Annotated in this window: 11 protein-coding genes and 2 tRNA genes; 10 read left to right on the top strand and 3 right to left on the bottom strand. The window is 45.1% G+C overall.

Translation table 11 applies throughout. From position 1 onward, the window contains the following. Positions 1-246 precede the first annotated feature (246 nt). From FDP09_RS02220 to FDP09_RS02205, 4 genes are all read left to right on the top strand, one after another. A complete protein-coding gene (locus FDP09_RS02220) occupies positions 247-654 on the top strand; it encodes a hypothetical protein (protein WP_137401094.1) in 408 nt (135 codons plus the stop codon). A 193-nt stretch (positions 655-847) separates the two neighbouring features. Then, entirely contained in the window at positions 848-1,939 is a 1,092-nt protein-coding gene (locus FDP09_RS02215; RefSeq protein ID WP_137401093.1) for an efflux RND transporter periplasmic adaptor subunit, read from the top strand. Positions 1,940-1,965: 26 nt separating this feature from the next. After that, the gene (locus FDP09_RS02210) at positions 1,966-5,130 is read left to right on the top strand and encodes an efflux RND transporter permease subunit (RefSeq protein ID WP_137401092.1); all 3,165 of its coding nucleotides are present in this window, start codon (positions 1,966-1,968) and stop codon (positions 5,128-5,130) included. Beyond that, the gene (locus FDP09_RS02205; protein WP_137401091.1) at positions 5,123-6,556 is read left to right on the top strand and encodes a TolC family protein; all 1,434 of its coding nucleotides are present in this window, start codon (positions 5,123-5,125) and stop codon (positions 6,554-6,556) included. Before FDP09_RS02210 ends, FDP09_RS02205 begins: the two co-directional genes overlap by 8 nt. 284 nt (positions 6,557-6,840) lie before the next feature. On the opposite strand, the gene FDP09_RS02200 is transcribed toward FDP09_RS02205, so the two are convergent. The 3 genes from FDP09_RS02200 to FDP09_RS02190 all read right to left on the bottom strand — a co-directional run bounded on the left by FDP09_RS02200 (position 6,841) and on the right by FDP09_RS02190 (position 8,787). Further along, a complete protein-coding gene (locus FDP09_RS02200) occupies positions 6,841-7,218 on the bottom strand; it encodes a DUF3037 domain-containing protein (protein WP_137401090.1) in 378 nt (125 codons plus the stop codon). Next, positions 7,196-7,990: a HipA family kinase gene (locus FDP09_RS02195; RefSeq protein ID WP_137401089.1), complete on the bottom strand. Its 795-nt coding sequence runs from the start codon at positions 7,988-7,990 to the stop codon at positions 7,196-7,198. Before FDP09_RS02195 ends, FDP09_RS02200 begins: the two co-directional genes overlap by 23 nt. A gap of 116 nt (positions 7,991-8,106) precedes the next feature. Then, positions 8,107-8,787, bottom strand: coding sequence for a hypothetical protein (locus FDP09_RS02190; RefSeq protein WP_137401088.1), 681 nt, complete (start codon positions 8,785-8,787; stop codon positions 8,107-8,109). Positions 8,788-9,060: 273 nt separating this feature from the next. Between FDP09_RS02190 and amaB the strand changes: the two genes are divergently transcribed. From amaB to FDP09_RS02160, 6 genes are all read left to right on the top strand, one after another. Next, the gene (gene amaB, locus FDP09_RS02185; RefSeq protein WP_137401087.1) at positions 9,061-10,605 is read left to right on the top strand and encodes an L-piperidine-6-carboxylate dehydrogenase; all 1,545 of its coding nucleotides are present in this window, start codon (positions 9,061-9,063) and stop codon (positions 10,603-10,605) included. 142 nt (positions 10,606-10,747) lie between these two features. Next, positions 10,748-10,822, top strand: a tRNA-Val gene (locus FDP09_RS02180). 48 nt (positions 10,823-10,870) lie between these two features. After that, a tRNA-Val gene (locus FDP09_RS02175) sits at positions 10,871-10,945 on the top strand. Positions 10,946-11,302: 357 nt separating this feature from the next. Next, positions 11,303-13,258 (top strand): M1 family metallopeptidase, encoded by a 1,956-nt coding sequence (locus FDP09_RS02170; protein WP_137401086.1) that lies wholly within the window; start codon positions 11,303-11,305, stop codon positions 13,256-13,258. Positions 13,259-13,792: 534 nt separating this feature from the next. After that, positions 13,793-16,996, top strand: coding sequence for a SusC/RagA family TonB-linked outer membrane protein (locus tag FDP09_RS02165; protein WP_137401085.1), 3,204 nt, complete (start codon positions 13,793-13,795; stop codon positions 16,994-16,996). An 11-nt stretch (positions 16,997-17,007) separates the two neighbouring features. Next, positions 17,008-18,870 (top strand): RagB/SusD family nutrient uptake outer membrane protein, encoded by a 1,863-nt coding sequence (locus FDP09_RS02160; protein ID WP_137404916.1) that lies wholly within the window; start codon positions 17,008-17,010, stop codon positions 18,868-18,870. The last annotated feature ends 11 nt before the right edge of the window (positions 18,871-18,881 follow it).

The following is an 18,881-nucleotide window of genomic DNA, read 5'->3' as shown; positions in this document are numbered from 1 at the left end:
AGGTGGCTGACGATGGTTTTTTTGAAAAATTTTGACATGGTTTTTGAATTATTTTGAGGAGAAGAAAGTTTAAGGATAGGTGAGTTGCTATTCCAAGTTAGTGATGCGCAATAGGAAAAGGGAATTGGTCCGGTCAGAAACGAGTAACTTAAAGCACGTAAAAAATTTTATGGTGGATTGTTCAAAAAGAATTAACACCTGTTTTCTTGACAAGGAGAATTTCTTTGCATACTTTTGGCTCCAATCATGAAAATGTTGATCAGACTGATATTGTCCTTTAGTATTCTGCTTTCGAGTGGAATAGCGCCGCTGTTTTCGACACAGCATCAGGAGAAGTTTTCTGAGCCAACATCCTACCTCTCCAAATCGGAAAGCCAATATTCCCATCATTTAGAGGATATCGTTTTCAAGACTTCTTTTTCCGGCCTTAAGAAAGGAGTGTATCCGGCAGAGGGAGAGAATATAGAAGAAGAAAGCGAAAACAATTCTTCCAGAAAGCATTTTGAAAGCGGCGAGGAGCTTGCAGTACTCTTTTTTGACTATTTACGTGGTGAATTTGCTGCCACCAGCCTTAAAGGCTTACCTTTTTGTAAGCACATTTCCCATATTATATCGAATCGTTGGCACCTTTATATTCAGGTGTTCTTGATCTGATACGATATTTTTTATCCATTCGCTGAGGCAATATTCCTATTGCCTGAGATTCCATTTATCACACCTTATTTTCTTATTCCACAATTGCCCAAGATTCCCTGGCATTCGATGGTCTTTTATGTCCTGAATGTTTTGGCGTGTCCCTTATGGCCACGCCACAAAACCAAAAATCAAAACATTTAAACAAAACATTATGAGAACGAGTATCCTCATGTTAATGGGCTTGTGTGCCTTGTTGCTGCACACGAGCTGTGCCTCCCATGGAGAGGAAAAAGAAGCCCATGTTTATGAGCTACAGATTACGAATCCTGTTAGGATGGATACCACCATCACGGAAGATTATGTTTGCCAGATCCACTCCATAAGCCACATTGAAGTACGTGCCCAGGAACGCGGGTATTTGGAGAAAATCTATGTGGACGAAGGCCAATTTGTAAAGAAAGGCCAACTATTGTTTAAGATCATGCCCAAGCTATACCAGGCTGAATTTCAGCGGGCAAAAGCTGAAGTGAGTTTTGCCGAGATAGAATATCAAAACACCAAATCCTTGGCAGATAGGGATGTGGTGGCGCCAAATGAACTGGCCATGGCCAAAGCCAAACTGGACAAAGCCAATGCTGAGCTGGCCTTGGCACGGACCCATCTTGAGTTTACCGAAATCCGGGCGCCTTTTGATGGTATCATCGATAGGTTTCATGTGAGGATCGGGAGTCTGATCGATGAAGGGGAGCTTTTGACCAATCTATCCGACAATTCTAAAATGTGGGTGTATTACAATGTGCCGGAAGCGGAATACTTGGATTATATGTCCAGTCTCAAGAGAGACAGCTCTGCTACTATGGTAAACCTGCTCATGGCCAATAATAAAGTGTTTGGCCATCCTGGTAAAGTGGAGACTATAGAAGCGGATTTTAACCACGAGACGGGAAATATTCCTTTTAGGGCCACCTTTCCCAATCCTAATGGCCTGCTGAGGCATGGCGAAACGGGCAATATCCAAATGTCTGTGCCTTTTAAAAACGCCATGATCATCCCACAGAAGACCACATTTGAGGTGTTGGACAAACGATACGTTTATGTAGTGGACGAAGAAAATAGGCTGCATGCAAGAGAGATCTCCATAGCTGCTGAAATGCCCCATCTGTACGTGATACAAGATGGATTAGAGGAGCATGACAAGGTACTGCTAGAGGGCTTGCGGTTGGTTCAGGAAAATGATGAAATCCATCCGGAACTGGTCGCTCCTGAAGAAGCGATGTCCCAGCTTGGCCTTTACGCGGAATAATTGAGTCTCATCAAAAAAGAGCAGTAATGTTTCAAAAATTCATTCACAGACCGGTATTCGCTATTGTGATTTCGGTCATTATCGTCTTTGTAGGTACTTTGGCCATTAAGAAATTGCCGATTTCCCAATTTCCCCAAATTGCGCCTACAACAGTAAACGTATTTATCGCCTATCCAGGTGCCAGTGCAGATGTACTGGTGAAGTCAACACTGATTACGCTCGAAAACTCCATTAACGGTGCCCAGGGAATGCGGTACATGGCCACGGACGCCACCAGTGCTGGCGAAGCGACCCTTCGGGTGATCTTCGAACCGGGGACGGATCCCAATCAGGCTGTCATCAGGGTGAAGACCCGCGTGGACCGCGTCATGCCGCTCTTGCCAGAGCTGGTGCAAAGGGAGGGGGTGATCATCACGCCCATCCAGCCCAGTATGTTGATGTATGTCAACTTATATGGCACGGGCAAAAACATGGATGAAAAATTCCTCTATAATTACGCCAATGTCCACATGATCCCCGAGATCAACCGGATCAAAGGAGTGGCAAAAGCCCAGATTTTGGGTAGCCGGCGTTATGCCATGCGGATATGGCTTAACCCGGACAGGATGAGGGCATATGATATTTCCGTAGAGGAAGTCATGGAAGCGCTCCAAGAGCAAAGTATCGTGGGCCGCCCAGGCAGGCTGGGGCGTAGTTCTGGTATAGAGGCCCAATCACTGGAGTATGTACTGACCTATAAGGGTAGGTATAATGAGCCCGATCAATATGAAAATGTCATCATTCGTGCCAATGCAGAGGGGGAAAGTATCCACCTGAAGGATATCGGTAAAGTCGAATTGGGAAGTGAGTTTTTCGATATTTATTCCAATCTGGACGGCCACCCTTCAGCAGCGATTGTGCTCAAACAGAACTACGGTAGTAATGCCAGTGAGGTGATCGAGACCGTGAAGGAGAAGTTGGCAGAGATGAAGCAGACTTTTCCTCCTGGGGTGGATTACAAGATCAGTTATGACGTCTCCAATTTCTTGGACGCTTCCATTGAGCAGGTGATCCATACCTTGCGGGATGCCTTTATCTTAGTGGCTTTGGTGGTGTTTATCTTCTTGGGCGATTGGCGTTCCACGTTGATTCCTATTTTGGCGGTGCCCGTGTCGCTGATAGGGGCATTCTTTGTCATCCAGTTTTTTGGACTTTCGATTAACTTGGTAACGCTATTTGCATTGGTGCTGGCCATTGGTATTGTGGTCGATGATGCCATTGTAGTAGTGGAAGCCGTGCACGCCAAAATGGAGGAATTTCCGCATCTCACACCATATCAAGCAGTGAAAAGAGTGCTCGGCGAAATCAGTGGTGCCATTATCGCCATTACGATGGTGATGGTATCGGTGTTCTTGCCAATATCCTTTATGAGTGGTCCCGTGGGGACGTTCTATAGGCAGTTTTCCATTACGATGGCGAGCTCCATTGTGATTTCGGCACTGATCGCCCTGACCCTTACCCCGGTGCTCTGTGCGATGCTGCTGAAAAATCACCATGGCAAAGCCAAAAAAGGCAATATCCTCACCAAATCACTGGACAAGTTCAATAGCGGTTTTGATAAATTGACGGGGAGGTATGTGGCCTTGTTGAAGCGAATGGTGAGCAGGAGATGGCTGACTTTCGGTATTCTGGTTGCTTTCTGCGCGGGGATTTATTTGGAAAATCAGGTGCTTCCTTCCGGTTTTATCCCAAGTGAAGATCAAGGAACCATCTATGCCATTATCCAGACCCCTCCAGGAGCCACCCTCGAGCGAACCAACAAGGTGTCCCAAGAACTGCAGAAAATCTGTGAAGAAATAGAAGGAGTGGAATCGGTGTCTTCCCTGGCAGGGTATGAGATCATGACAGAAGGGCGTGGCTCTAACGCCGGTACCTGTCTGATCAACCTGAAAAAATGGTCTGACCGTGAGCATACGGTAAAAGAGATCATGGAAGAGCTGGAAGAAGAGTCCAAAAGCCTAGGGGCAGTAATCGAGTTCTTCGAGCCACCGGCCATTCCAGGATTTGGTTCATCAGGCGGTTTCTCCATGAGGCTACTGGATAAGACCACAGATACGGATTATCAGGACTTCGACAAGATCAATAAGCAGTTTATGAAAGATCTTAGTAAGCGGAAAGAGCTTACCGGGTTGTTTACCTTCTTTGCTGCCAATTACCCCCAATACGAATTGGTGATGGACAATGAGCTGGCGATGCAGAAGGGAGTATCCATCGGGAAAGCCATGGAAAATCTCAATATAATGATTGGTAGTACTTATGAGCAGGGATTTATCAAATTTGGGCGGTTTTTTAAGGTTTATGTCCAGTCCGACCCCAAGTTCAGGAGGTTGCCTTCGGATGTATTGAACCTGTATGTCAAAAACGAAGAAGGAGAAATGGTGCCGTATTCGGCTTTTATGACCATGAAGAAAACCCAGGGACCTAATGAGGTGACACGTTTTAATATGTACAATTCGGCAGCCATCAGAGGCCTTCCTGCCAAAGGCTATACCACGGCAGATGCCATTGCCGCTATCCGTGAGGTGGCTGCGCAGACCTTGCCGCAGGGGTATGATATTGCTTGGGAAGGGCTTTCTTACGATGAGTCCAACAGGGGCAATGAATCCTTGTATGTCTTCCTAGTGGTGTTGGTGTTTGTGTATTTTGTGCTGGCTGCACAATACGAGAGTTTTATTATTCCGTTAGCGGTGGTGACTTCGCTTCCTGTGGGTGTGTTTGGTTCATTCTTATTGCTTAAAATGATGGGACTGGACAATGACATTTACGCCCAGATCGGCTTGATCATGTTGATTGGCCTTTTGGGTAAAAACGCTGTGCTGATCGTGGAATTTGCTGTTCAGAAACGGCAGCAAGGGGCTACGATTCTGGATGCGGCCATAGAAGGGGCAAAAGTCCGGTTCCGTCCGATTTTAATGACCTCCTTTGCCTTTATTGCCGGCTTGATTCCGCTGATCATTGCCACTGGAGCAGGTGCTATCGGAAACCGTACCATTGGTGCTTCTGCATTGGGTGGTATGCTTTTCGGTACCATCTTCGGGGTGATTATCGTACCAGGCCTGTATTACATATTTGGCAAGCTGGCGGATGGCCGTCACCTGATCCAAGATGAAGATGAAGTTCCATTAACCGAAGAATACGATTACAATGATTAAGAGCATTAAATATATATCACTGGGAGCTGCCTTTTTGTCGCTGGCCTTCACATCGTGCAAGACTCCCTCTGTCGTTGAAAAAGCACCCGATACGGTTGTGCCGGAGAGCTATGGACGCGCTGCTGATACGGTCAATACGGCTCGTGTAAAATGGCAGGAGTTCTTTACGGATCCCTATCTGAACGCCCTGATCGATACGGCACTGAGCAATAACCAGGAGTTGAATATCATCTTGCAGGAAATCGCCGTGTCCAAGAATGAAATTCAGGCTAAAAAAGGAGAATACTTGCCTTTTGTGGACATCAAAGCAGGTGCTGGCCTGGACAAGGTAGGCCGCTATACCAGCCGCGGTGCCAGTGAGGCGACCACTGATATCGAGCCGGGCAGAGAGATGCCTGAACCATTGCCTGATTTTATGGTGGGGGCCTTTGCTTCTTGGGAAGCGGATATCTGGGGCAAGCTGCACAATGCCAAAAGGGCAGCGGTAGCACGGTACCTTTCTTCCGTAGAAGGAAAAAACTTCATGGTCACCAATCTGATTGCCGAAATAGCCAACTCGTATTATGAGCTGCTGGCCTTGGACAATCAGCTGGCGATCGTCAAAAGGAATATCAAAATCCAAGGTGATGCCCTTGAGATTGTCAAGCTTCAAAAAAGCGCCGCCAAAGCTACGGAGCTGGCGGTGAAGAAATTTGAGGCGGAAGTGTTTCATACCAAAAGCCTTCAATACGATATCCAGCAAGAAATAACTGAGGCTGAAAATAGGATCAATTTCCTTGTGGGAAGGTTTCCGCAGCCAATACTGCGGGACTCGGAGGCTTTTGTAGATTTGGTGCCAAATAAGGTGCAAGCAGGGCTTCCTGCTCAGTTGCTGGAAAACAGACCGGATATCCGCCGGGCAGAAATGGAGCTGGCGGCAGCCAAATTGGACGTGAAAGTAGCCAAAGCAAGGTTTTACCCTTCACTGGGCATTTCTGCCGGGATAGGTTTCCAAGCATTTAACCCCTCATACCTGATCAAGACGCCAGAGTCGTTGTTGTATTCCTTGGCGGGGGATTTGGCGGCCCCATTGATCAATAGAAAAGAAATCAAAGCCACCTATAAAAGTGCTAATTCCAAGCAGATTCAAGCGGTTTACAATTATGAGAAGGCCATTTTGAATGCCTATGTGGAGGTAGCCAACCAGCTGGCAAAGATCAAAAACCTGGAAAAGAGCTATGGCCTAAAAGCACAGGAAGTGGAAGCCTTGACGACCTCCATCAACATCTCGGGAGATCTCTTCAAATCAGCAAGGGCAGATTACATGGAAGTGCTGATGACCCAGCGGGATGCTTTGGAGTCCAAGTTTGATCTGGTGGAGACCAAAATGCAGCAGATGAACGCTTTTGTGAATATGTACCAAGCCCTCGGTGGAGGGTGGAATTAATGCATCATTATTGACCTACCAAAATCGGACAGGAGACGCCTGCCGTACACCAAAAACCTTCAGAGCTAAGAACTTTGAAGGTTTTTTTAGTTCTCTGCTTTGTGATGTTTATTGGTCTTGGATAGTGAGTATGAGGATCTATGGAGCTTTTGCACGGATACGTTTACGCACGGTTTAATGTTAACACCGACACCTATTCGGAGTTATACCCTACAATATTTCCTATCCCAGTGACGGTTTTACCATCAACCACATGTTTCTGATCTGAAAAGCACTAAAAAAAGCTAAAGGACATACTCCTTGAATAAGCGCGCTAAAGTGTCGTCCAAGTTGTCGCTAAATCCGCTATGGGGCCGGGAAGTCTGAATGATCGAACTTCGTACGGCAGTGAGCCAGCGGAAGCGGGAGGCTTTGTCCATGGCGGCGATGGGGCCTTGGGAGCCACAGCATATTTTCTCAAAAGATGCCAGGTTTTCCTTGATCATGGATACATCTGCTTCCGGATCCAATGCCAGGAGTTTTGATTCGTTCAAATACAGTTTGGATTGGAGGTATCCGCTTTTGGTGCCGCAAATGATCACCCCGACATTGATAAATTCCTCTCGCTCTACCCTGGGGACGACTCGGATAATGGCATAGTCATATAACAGCTGTCCTTGCATCTTTTGCTTCTTTGGTGAAATGATCTGCGTGGGCATGCCTTAAATTCAGAAATGATGAGTAAACCCCCGCCAGTTCATCGGCATTTTCGCTCTCTCCTCCGGCGAGTAACCAGGGCTTTGGTATAAGCGATACGATTTCGGTAATTTTTTGAGGTGTCAATAGTGGTTTTAAAATTTCATTTGCTTCATCTAGCATACTGGCTTTGGGCAAGAGTACATGGTTCTGGATGATCGGGAAGGTGCCTGTAGCGCTTCGCTCCCAATTGTTCCAGCTATGGTGGAAAAGGAAAGCTGCCCCATGGTCGATCAGCCAAAGTTCCCTGTTCCACATCAGCATGTTGGTGTTGCGAAAGGTCCTGTCCACATTGGTGATCAGCATGTCCAGCCAAACGATTTTGGAAGCCAAGAGGGGATCCACTTCCATGGCCAGTGGATCAAAGTTGATCGCCTGGGATAAGAAATGCAGGGCAAGGTTAAGCCCTTGGCTGCCCTTGAGCAGGTCTTGGATTTCTTCATCCCCCTCCGATCGCCCAAATGCCACGTCCAATTCCGCAAACACCAGTTCGGGTACCTTAAAGCCCAGTAACCTTCCTATCTCCCCACCCAATAGTTCGGAAATAAGGGCCTTTTCACGTTGGCCCGCTCCCCTGAATTTCAAGGCATATTTAAAGCCATCGTCTGCTTCGGCGAGGGCTGGCAAAGAGCCGCCTTCCCGGAGGGGCAAAATGTACCGTGTTACCATGACGGTGCGGAGCGCAAGCGGAATTTCCATGTACTGTTTGTTCTAAACTGAAAATAGATTGCCTGTGGTAATGGATATTGTCCAATTGCCTTCCAGCGATCTTTAAATGGATAGCTGACAAATATATTATTTATAAATTTTATCAACTAATTGTTCCGCCCTCTTCTGGGGCGAGACTGGTGATTCTTTTGGATGAACAGCAGCTCATTCATGAAGTGCTGGAATATACGCTCATTATTACCGTATTTTCTTGCTAGGTTGGCCCATGAAGCATTGCTGAAGATCAGTTTGTTGTTCTGACTGTCCTCATAAATCCACCTGTCAAAAATATCTTTTTGTAAGGAGGCCTTTTGGCGGTTCGATTCATAGATAAGTCCGCCGTCTTTTTCTCTAGTGATGGCCACCCTGCGTCCATTAATGGATTCTTCGTGGGTGATGTTACCGAAGATGTCTTGGCCTACTTCGAGTTTATAATCTCTATTGTCTTCGATGACCAAATTGTCAAAAATATCAATTTGGTAGGTGGCTTTGTAGTGGGATTCCCGTCGGTATTGGCGGACTAAGTCCATGAGGAACATGTGTTCTTCCCGTTCATTTTTCAACAAATCGCCATATTCCCAATGGAGGTATTGTTCCTCAAATGTGATTTTGTTATGCTTGTTATCGCTGAACATTAGATCGTTAAAGACATTTTTTTCCAAAGTAGCTTTATATTCTCCATTTCTGGAGTGATATTCTAAGTCTCCAAAGAAGTTGCGTTCGATGAGTTGGCCAAAAGCCAATTGTTGCAGCAAGAAAGCGGTAAGTAGTAGGAGGTATCTTTTCATCTTGTTTGAGTTTAAAAACCAGTAGCGTTTCACTCGCCTTTTCAAAAGGTGTGCCAGTAAAAGGGGACTGTGATCCATCATGAATTTGGTTAGTATCCAGTCCAAATGTGGGGAGCTTTTTGAAAAGAGAATGAGGTGATTTGTTTCGGGTCTGGTTATTTATCAATACGCCTTCTTTAATTTCTTCAAATTAATGAATAACTTCTCATCTCTTTTCTAAGAAAGAGGATCAAAACTGGATTACCACAAATTAGCTTAAACAATAAATCTATCATGACTGACACATTCGATACTAAAACCCTTCTTCAAGACCTTGGGCTCAATGAAGTAAACAAGGGGACTTGGACAGGAGTAGAGTATATAGACATCAAAGGAGAATGGCTGAGCAGCCACTCTCCTGTGGATGGGAAAGAGATAGGCAAGATCCAGATGACTACACGTGAGTCTTATGAAAAAGTCTTGGAGCAAGCTGAAAAAGCATTTAAAGTTTGGCGAAATGTACCAGCACCGCAGCGTGGTGAAGTGGTCCGCCAAATTGGAGTGGAACTTCGCAACAAAAAGGACTTGTTAGGCAAAATAGTGTCGTACGAAATGGGCAAATCCTACCAAGAGGGACTCGGGGAGGTGCAGGAAATGATTGATATCTGTGATTTTGCAGTAGGCCTTTCCCGTCAACTGTATGGGCTAACGATGCACTCTGAGCGACCAGGGCACAGAATGTATGAGCAGTGGCATCCGTTGGGAGTTGTGGGGGTGATTTCGGCGTTTAACTTTCCTGTGGCTGTTTGGTCTTGGAATACGATGATCGCATGGGTATGTGGTGATGTGTGTGTGTGGAAGCCTTCCGAAAAGACCCCGTTGACTTCGTTGGCCTGCCAGGTGTTGGCGTCGGAGGTTTTTAAGCAAAACGGCTTTCCTGAAGGTGTTTCTTCCCTGCTCACTGGAGGTGCTTCAGTAGGTGCATTTCTTACCCAAGATCCACGGGTAGCACTTATCTCAGCCACGGGATCTACCGATATGGGCAAGGCAGTCGGCGAGACCGTTGGGGGTAGATTAGGTAAGGTGCTCTTGGAGCTTGGTGGTAATAATGCCATTATCATTACTGAAAATGCTGATCTGGATATAGCGATCCGAGGGGCACTCTTTGGTGCAGTGGGGACAGCTGGGCAGCGATGTACGAGCACTAGGAGGTTGATTATTCAAGAATCAGTTTTTGATGAGGTTAAGGAAAGACTTGTCTCGGCATACGGCAAGCTAACCATAGGGAATCCACTTGATGAGAACAATCATATAGGTCCGTTGATTGATGAGCAAGCAGTACAAAACTACCTTACGGCGATTGAAAGGGTAAAAGCAGAAGGTGGAAGCGAATTGGTAGCCGGGGGGCTTTTAGAAGGAGAGGATTATTCATCTAGGTGTTATGTGAAGCCAAGTGTCTTTGAAGCAGAAAATCATTTTCAAATTGTCCAAAAAGAGACATTTGGTCCCATCTTATACCTTATTAAGTACCAGAAATTTGAGGAGGCCATTGCTATGCAAAACAACGTCCCCCAAGGCCTTTCTTCTGCAATCATGACCACTAATATGCGTGAGGCGGAGCGTTATCTTTCCAGTGAAGGATCGGACTGTGGCATATCCAATGTCAATATTGGAACTTCAGGAGCAGAAATTGGCGGGGCTTTTGGAGGAGAAAAGGAAACAGGAGGAGGCCGAGAATCAGGTTCGGATGCTTGGAAAGCTTATATGAGGCGACAGACGAATACGATTAACTATACCACTGAGCTTCCCTTGGCCCAAGGAATAAAATTTGATATTTGACAATTGTCATATCGATAACTTTTATTTCAGGATATCAGCCAGTTAGTGTCTGGCTGATATTTTTTTTCAATTATTATTTGCTGCAATAAAAAAAGCATCTACCTTTGCAATCCAATTCAACAACAAATGGTTGATGAATAATGGGAATTTAGCTCAGTTGGTTCAGAGCATCTGCCTTACAAGCAGAGGGTCGGGGGTTCGAATCCCTCAATTCCCACAGCGTTTCCCGGCAACGGCTGGAGACATAAAGTGGTTTAAAAATAATGGGAATTTAGCTCAGTTGGTTCAGAGCATCTGCCTTACAAGCAGAGGGTCGGGGGTTCGAATCCCTCAATTCCCACTTGAATAGCCTTGGTGCACGCCAAGGCTAATTTTATTTTAAGGCGTATTGGATCATTACTTTTATATTCATTATTCCCAACAACTTGATAGATTTTATGAATTTGATGAGGACTTTTTGGAGAGCCTAACAGATCGAGATACGCTTGCCCTAAAATCCTACAGGTTAAAATATTCCGTCAAATAAGTAAAGCCTTGGATGCGCTTGCTGGTTTTTGAGATTTATAGGTAGTCTAGGAAGTAAACTTGGTAGTGTTTCCGGCAGTTGATTTTTTAATTCTTTACCATTAAAATAAATACATTTTCTGTTCGTCAATCTTTATGTAAATTTGGCGAAATATTATAATCAACTCAAGATATGAAATATACTTTAGAGAAACTCTCAATCTTGTTTTTAAGCTTGTTTATAGTGCAGGTTACGGTGGCACAGCAAGTAGAAGAGAACAACCAAAGTGAATTTGGCGACTTTATTTACCGTAAAGGAAACATGTACCGTTCAGCTTCTGGAAAGCCTGGGCCGATGTATTGGCAAAACCGAGCCGATTACAATATCGATGTGACCCTGGACGACGAAGAACACACCATCACCGGAAGTGTGACCATTCATTACACCAACAACAGCCCGGAGGCATTGGATTTTGTATGGCTTTACTTGGAGCAAAATAGGTTTACCGAAGATTCCAGGGGGACCCTTACCACTCCTATCCAAGGCAACCGGTACAATGGTGATGTGGATGGCGGATACCAGTTATCCAATGTTTCGGGCAAAGTGGGTAAAAGAGGTGATGCTTCTGACAAGTACTTGGTGAATGATACCAGGATGCAAGTGTTCTTTGACGAACCTATCCCTGCAAAAGGTGGTGAAGCGACCATCTCCATGGATTTTTCTTACAAGATCCCAGAAAAAGGAATGGACAGAATGGGCCGTCTTGATGTAGAAGAAGGTACGATCTATGCCTTGGCGCAGTGGTATCCTCGCACTGCGGTTTTTGATGATGTAAAAGGCTGGAATACGGAGCCGTATTTGGGCGCAGGTGAGTTTTACTTGGAATATGGTGATTTTGAATATTCCGTGACAGCACCTTCAGACCATATTGTAGTGGGTTCAGGTGAGTTGTTAAATCCAGGTGATGTGATGTCCAGTACCATGCAAGACCGGATGGAAAAGGCCATGGAAAGCGATAGCACCGTGTATATTCTTACGCCGGATGAAGTGGCTGATCCTGCCACAAGGTTAAAACAAGATGGAACCTTGACATGGAAGTTCAAAATCGAAAATTCACGGGACATTGCTTTTGCTTCCTCCCAGGCGTTTATTTGGGATGCCGCTAAAATTGACTTGCCTAGTGGCAAAACGATACTGGCACAATCTGTATATCCCAAGGAAAGTGATGGGCAAGAAGCTTGGTCTCGATCTACCGAATACAGCAAGGCTTCTATTGAGCATTACTCTGAAAGATGGTTTGAATTTCCTTATCCTACGGCGACCAACGTGGCGGCTGATATTGGAGGGATGGAATATCCCGGACTTAACTTCTGCGGATATGAAAGCAAAGGCGAGTCGCTTTGGGGCGTGACCGATCATGAATTTGGCCATAACTGGTTCCCGATGATCGTAGGTAGTAACGAACGGCTTTATCCTTGGATGGATGAAGGGTTCAATACCTTTATCAATCATTACAGTACCAAGGAATTTAATAATGGTGAATATCCAGCTGATCTGGACCATACCAGAAAGTACGTGTCTTGGTTCAATAGAGAAACCCGCGAGGGAATCGACACGTATCCCGATGTGGTCAATACCAGTAACCTGGGAATGACTGCTTACATGAAGCCGGGAATGGGCTTGATCATGTTGAGGGAGTATATTCTCGGCCATGAGCGATTTGACAATGCCTTTACCTCTTATATTGAGACTTGGGCCTTCAAGCATCCTCAGCCCACGGATTTCTTTAACCATATCGAGAATGTGGCCGGTGAAAACCTGAATTGGTTCTGGCAGAACTGGTTCTATGGTACAGATAATATCGACCTGTCCTTAGATGGCGTTTATCCATATGGTGGCAATTATGTATTGGCGCTGTCCAATAGAGGGGGTGTGCCAATGCCGGTATTGGTCGAAGTTACTTTTGAAGATGGCACTTCCGAGCGGTTTAAACTGCCTGTTGAAATCTGGCAAAGGGGAAACCAATGGAACCACCTTTACAAGACCGACAAGGAAGTAAAAAGCATCGAAATCGATCCTGATAAGGTATTGCCTGATGTGAACATTGGCAATGATAAATGGCCTGCAGCTATCTATGGCGAAGAATGATTCATAAATCAGTGTAGATATCGATTTGAAGAAGGCGGGAAATTCCCGCCTTTTTTTTATGTGACTACAATGAAATAAGCTTGTTGCGCCCTACCGGCAGACCATTAGGTCATGTATATTTTTTAATAATTTAAATGAGTTCAGTCCTTATTTCTTTATCAGATTGGTAATGCAACAGAAGTAAAATTTCGCTCATTTTGTTTTTTACATTATTTGTAAAGGTGCCTTATTTTTTTTGTTAATAATTGTTAAAATAACACTTTAAAATTCCGAAATGTTAAAGTTTCTTTCTGATAACTATTTTTACACAATTTACCATCAGCTGTTTTTGTAAACTATTAGTGTTAAAAACACATTTAATTATTGCGAAAGAGTAGAATATTCTCTAATATTCGAAAACATTAATAAGTGGCTTTATTACACTTATTAATGTTAGGTAGTCGGGTGAGAAGGGATTAGTAACACCCAAGGTACTCGTTGTTAGCGGGTTAATAATATTTAATGAGTTTCTAATTTTCAATAAACCCCATTAATATGAAATGTAAAGCTTTACACAAGCATTTAGTTGTGGCGACTTTGCTGGGAACCTTTCTGATACAGCAAGTCCCCCAACTTGGAGCAGCGCCGCTCCCTCATCCAAACTTATCAACATCCAATCTTCTTAAAAGTAAAACTGCAGAACAAACTGTATCCGGTACAGTGTTGGATGCAGAAGGAATGCCCATTCCCGGAGTTTCTGTGCTGGTAAAGGGAACCTCTATCGGTGTAGCAACCGATTTGGATGGTAAGTACACCTTGGATGTGCCATCATCAGAAAGCATTTTGGTGTTTTCGTACTTGGGCTACGAATCACAGGAGGTCACTGTGGGAAATCAAACGACCATTGACGTTACTTTGGGAGAGAACCTCAGTGACCTAGGAGAAGTAGTGGTCGTAGGTTATGGTGTCCAAAAAAAGGGAACCATTACCGGAGCCGTAGGGGAAGTCGATTCAAAAGACTTGATCAGAACTCCTTCCGTGACTACTTCCGAAGCCCTTGTGGGTAAAATCCAAGGGGTGACAGCCAGACAAACAGATGCCAGGCCAGGATCCAGTGCATCCATTCAAATTAGAAACATGGGTACACCGCTGTATGTAATCGATGGAATCCCTTCTGATGCAGCCCAGTTTAACAACCTTGGTCAGAATGACATTGAGAGCATCTCGGTGCTGAAGGATGCATCCGCTGCGATTTACGGTATGCGTGCAGCAAACGGTGTGGTATTAGTTACTACCAAAAAAGGTAAGGCCAATCAGCCCGCAGAGATCAGTCTGAACGGTTATTATGGTTTGCAGAACTTTACCCGCTACCCTCAACCGGCCAATGCCTATCAATATGTGAGGGCGAATGCAGAGTCCAATGTTAATGCTGGTAGGGCTCCGGGAATATCCCCGGAAGAATTGGCCAAGTGGCAGCAAGGTACCGAAAAGGGCTATGTAAGCACAGATTATTACGATTTCGTGATTAAACCTAATGTGCCGCAATATTCCATTAATGGTAGTGCCGTGGGAGGATCTGAAAACACTAAGTATTATATCTCTTTGGGGCACCTTAAACAAGATGCTACCATTGAAGATTACCTTTTCGAAAGGACCAATTTCCAGTCAAATGTCGATGTTACCTTGGCAGATGGCTTTAAAGTAGGTATGCAGCTTAGTGGCCGTATCGAAAACAGGGAACAAGTAGGGGTACCAGGTTTGGACGATTACTTTAACCCATTCCTGAGTATCTTTACCATGTGGCCTACAGAGCGACCTTATGCCAATGACAATCCCAATTATGTCAATGGAGAGGTACACAATATCAACGTCAATCCTGCTACATATACCAAGGAGATCACAGGATATATCGAAGAAGTGCAGCGTGCGATTAAGGGGAATTTCTTTGCGCAATACGACTTCGATTTTGGCCTGTCCATGAAAGGTACATATTCCTACAATTATACCAATCTTGATTTTAATGGGTTTGAGTATACTTATGATGGCTATGGCTATGATGAAGCAACGGATACGTACTTCACCAACGATAATATGGGTAACCAAAACCCATGGAGAGAAAGAAGAAAAAGAAATACAGTAGACCGTGTGGGGCAGTTTCAACTCAATTATGCCAAGAATTTCGGGGTACATAACCTGTCTGCCATCTTAGGATACGAGCGATGGGATCAACAATCCCACTACATGGTCGTGCATACCGTACCACCGAATAATTATATCCCGTTGATGTCATTTGCCGATCAGGATTTGCTGATTGATGAAATCTATCAGGAAGCAAGGGACGGTTATTTGGGTAAAATCAACTATGACTATAAAGAAAAATACCTACTTGAATTTATTGCCAGATATGATGGCTCCTTCCTTTTCCCAAAAGAAGATCGATATGGATTCTTTCCTGGGATTTCAGCGGGTTGGAAAATCACGGACGAGTCCTTTATGGATAATATCAAGGGCAATGTACTTTCGGACATGAAAATCAGGGCTTCCTGGGGCCAAACCGGTAACGATAGATGGATCGGAAGCAATGAATTCATCGTGGCGCCATTTAGCTACTATGCTGGCTACGACTTCATCCCTAGCGCAGGAGGAAGTGCTGTATTGGACGGTGGTTTTGTGCCAGGTGTAGATCCTAGGGGACTGCCGGTGACCAACTTATCCTGGATTACCAATACAAATGTGAATATCGGTATAGATACTTATCTGTTCAACAGTAAGTTGTTTGTTCAAGCCGATGTGTTTCAGCGCAAGAGAACAGGGATTCCTGCAGGAAGGTATGACGTTTTGCTTCCGCTAGAGGTAGGCTATGGCCTATCGTCCGAAAACCTCGAGTCTGATGTCCATAGAGGCGTGGAAGGTATGGTGACCTATACAGGCAAGACAGGGGAAGTGGACTTTTCCATCAGTGCCAATGCTACAGTTTCAAGGCAAGAAGTACTGGAACGGTATAAGCCTCGCTTTGGTAATTCCTGGAATCAATACCGTTCGATGGAAGACGGTAGGTGGTCCAATATCAACTGGGGCTATAACGTGGTTGGTAGATTTGAAAGTGAGGAGCAAATCGAGAACTATCCAGTGGATATCGATGGAAACGGTAACCGAAATGTGCTACCGGGAGATTTTATCTACGAAGATGTCAATGGGGACGGTTTAATCAACAACCTCGATGAACGCCCTATTGGATATGCAGAAGGGGCCAATCCCTATATGAGTTTTGGCTTAAATGGATCAGCTAGTTATAAGGGATTTGAACTGTACTTCAGTTTTGCGGGGGCATCTATGCAGACCTTTACCAGAAATTGGGAACTTCGATATCCCTTCCAGAACAATGGAAACTCGCCTGATTTTATGTTTGAAGACAGGTGGCACCGCGAGGACTTATTTAACGCAGACAGTGAATGGGTACCAGGTACTTACCCAGCCATCAGAAGGGCGGGAGCCGATCACCTTTACAGACACAGTAATTTCTGGCTGACCAATGTGCGCTACCTAAGATTGAGAAACCTTGAGCTGGGCTATCGAGTGCCAAAAGCCTTCTTGGAAAAATATGGCATCGGTTCACTAAGGCTGTATGCCAACGGTACCAACTTGGTCTCTTTTGACAATGTGAAGAGCTTTGGTATCGACCCGGAAATTGGTTCTGCTAATGGCTTGGTGTATCCACAGCAGCGACTGTTCAATTTTGGATTTAGCCTAACCTTTTAAACCCCAAAATGATGAAATTATCAAAATTAACGATAACGCTTGCGGTAGTTGCAGGGCTGTTGATGAGCTCTTGTGAGTCTGATTGGCTAGACCGTGAGCCACCGAATATATTACTTGATGACCAAGTATGGAATGACGCTGGATCCATTACTGGCGTATTGTCCAATTTCTATGACCGTCTACCGGCGCACACCTCCCTCCAAGCAGGATGGGTGGACTTTGCCGCCTATGATGAAGCCACTTGGTCAGGATATACAGGAAATGATTACCTGAATAATCTCCTCACTTATGATTATGGAAGATGGGGGCTTTGGGATTATAATTTGATCCGGGACATTAACTTATCGATCGATAAATTAAATACGTTTTCCTCCTTGCCAGAGGATCAGCGAACGCAGTTTATCAGTGAGTTGCGGTTTATCAGAGCCTTCGTGTATTTTGAGCATGTGAAGCGAATGGGAGGGGTCCCGATCATCACGGAAGAATTAATTTATGACTTCAGTGGCGATCCTACGTACCTGCAGTATCCACGAAATACGGAGCAAGAGGTTTATGACTTTGTAATCAGTGAAATGGAGGCAATCATGCCTACACTGGGCAACGGAGAAAGCATCAGCAGGGCCAATCGTTTTGTTGCATTGGCAGTGGTCAGTAGGGCTGCGCTTTATGCCGGTTCCATTGCCAAGTACAATAACCTGATGCCATCACCGATTTCTTTGCCTGGTGGAGAAGTGGGCATCCCTGCTTCCGCAGCGGATGGGTATTTTACCAAATCGTTGGAAGCTTCTCGAACCATTCTTCAGGAAGGTGGATATGCGTTATATAACAACAATCCGGACTTGGGAGAGAACTTCTACGAGGCGATCGTTTCCAAGTCCAGCAACACCGAAGTGATTTGGGTACAAGATTACTTGGCCTCGGCCGATAAGCGCCATTGGTTTACCTATGATAATGTGGCTCGATCTGCCCGTGAAGATAATCTGGCTTCTTCTGCCTTGACGCCGATTTTGAATTTGGTGGAAGATTATGAGTACTTAGATGGTAGCTCAGGGGAATTGAGAACCCGCACTGCCGATGGTTCAGATTACATTTATTATGACAATGTGGAGGATATCTTTGCCAATAAGGATGCGCGTCTATATGGTACGATTATCTATCCTGGAGCGCCATTTAGAGGACAGGAGATATTTATGCAAGCTGGCGTAATGGAATGGAATGGATCAGGTTATGATATGATCGAATTTGCTGATCAGCAGCCCGACCTTGGCTCGGTTTACACCGATGGGGGCATATTAAAATCAGAAGCTGGTCCGCACAGAAGCTTGCAAGATGTAAGCAACACAGGTTTTTACCTGCGTAAGTATGTAGACGATACCCCAGGATCCAGTACCAGAGGTAACCTTAGTGAAGTATGGTGGGTGAGGTTCCGCCTTGGAGAGATTTACCTGAATGCCGCCGAAGCTGCTTTCGAGCTTGGTGAATCAGGAGAAGCCCTTGGCTATGTGAATACCCTCAGAGAAAGAGCAGGTTTCGGAGCCAACAGTCTTTCTAGCGTGACATTAGCGCAGATTCGTCATGAAAGAAGAGTGGAACTGGCGTTTGAAGACCATGTGGTATGGGATTATAAGCGCTGGAGGGTAGCTCACCTGAAATGGTCAGGTAGTACGGATAATCCGGAAAGTATGGCCTATAGCCTGTATCCTTACAGAGTGATCAGGCCGGGTGATCCTAGAGATGGTAAGTATGTGTTCGTCAAAGAAGTGGTGCCACGCTTTAGGGCTCCCCGCTTCTTCAGGTTGGGGAACTACTATTCCCGTATCGGGCAGAATATCATCGATGCTAATCCGAAAATTGTAAGAAATCCATTCCACTAAAAGATGCCAAT

The sequence above is a fragment of the Echinicola rosea genome (assembly GCF_005281475.1).
GTDB lineage: Bacteria > Bacteroidota > Bacteroidia > Cytophagales > Cyclobacteriaceae > Echinicola > Echinicola rosea.
This window is presented reverse-complemented; position numbering and strand designations above follow the sequence as displayed.

What these genes read in the sequence shown, in the direction of transcription:
- FDP09_RS02220 (WP_137401094.1), top strand. Translation starts at nt 247, where the DNA reads ATGAAAATGTTGATCAGACTGATATTGTCCTTTAGTATTCTGCTTTCG.
- FDP09_RS02215 (WP_137401093.1), top strand. Translation starts at nt 848, where the DNA reads ATGAGAACGAGTATCCTCATGTTAATGGGCTTGTGTGCCTTGTTGCTG.
- FDP09_RS02210 (WP_137401092.1), top strand. Translation starts at nt 1,966, where the DNA reads ATGTTTCAAAAATTCATTCACAGACCGGTATTCGCTATTGTGATTTCG.
- FDP09_RS02205 (WP_137401091.1), top strand. Translation starts at nt 5,123, where the DNA reads ATGATTAAGAGCATTAAATATATATCACTGGGAGCTGCCTTTTTGTCG.
- FDP09_RS02200 (WP_137401090.1), bottom strand. Translation starts at nt 7,218, where the DNA reads ATGCAAGGACAGCTGTTATATGACTATGCCATTATCCGAGTCGTCCCC.
- FDP09_RS02195 (WP_137401089.1), bottom strand. Translation starts at nt 7,990, where the DNA reads ATGGAAATTCCGCTTGCGCTCCGCACCGTCATGGTAACACGGTACATT.
- FDP09_RS02190 (WP_137401088.1), bottom strand. Translation starts at nt 8,787, where the DNA reads ATGAAAAGATACCTCCTACTACTTACCGCTTTCTTGCTGCAACAATTG.
- amaB (WP_137401087.1), top strand. Translation starts at nt 9,061, where the DNA reads ATGACTGACACATTCGATACTAAAACCCTTCTTCAAGACCTTGGGCTC.
- FDP09_RS02170 (WP_137401086.1), top strand. Translation starts at nt 11,303, where the DNA reads ATGAAATATACTTTAGAGAAACTCTCAATCTTGTTTTTAAGCTTGTTT.
- FDP09_RS02165 (WP_137401085.1), top strand. Translation starts at nt 13,793, where the DNA reads ATGAAATGTAAAGCTTTACACAAGCATTTAGTTGTGGCGACTTTGCTG.
- FDP09_RS02160 (WP_137404916.1), top strand. Translation starts at nt 17,008, where the DNA reads ATGAAATTATCAAAATTAACGATAACGCTTGCGGTAGTTGCAGGGCTG.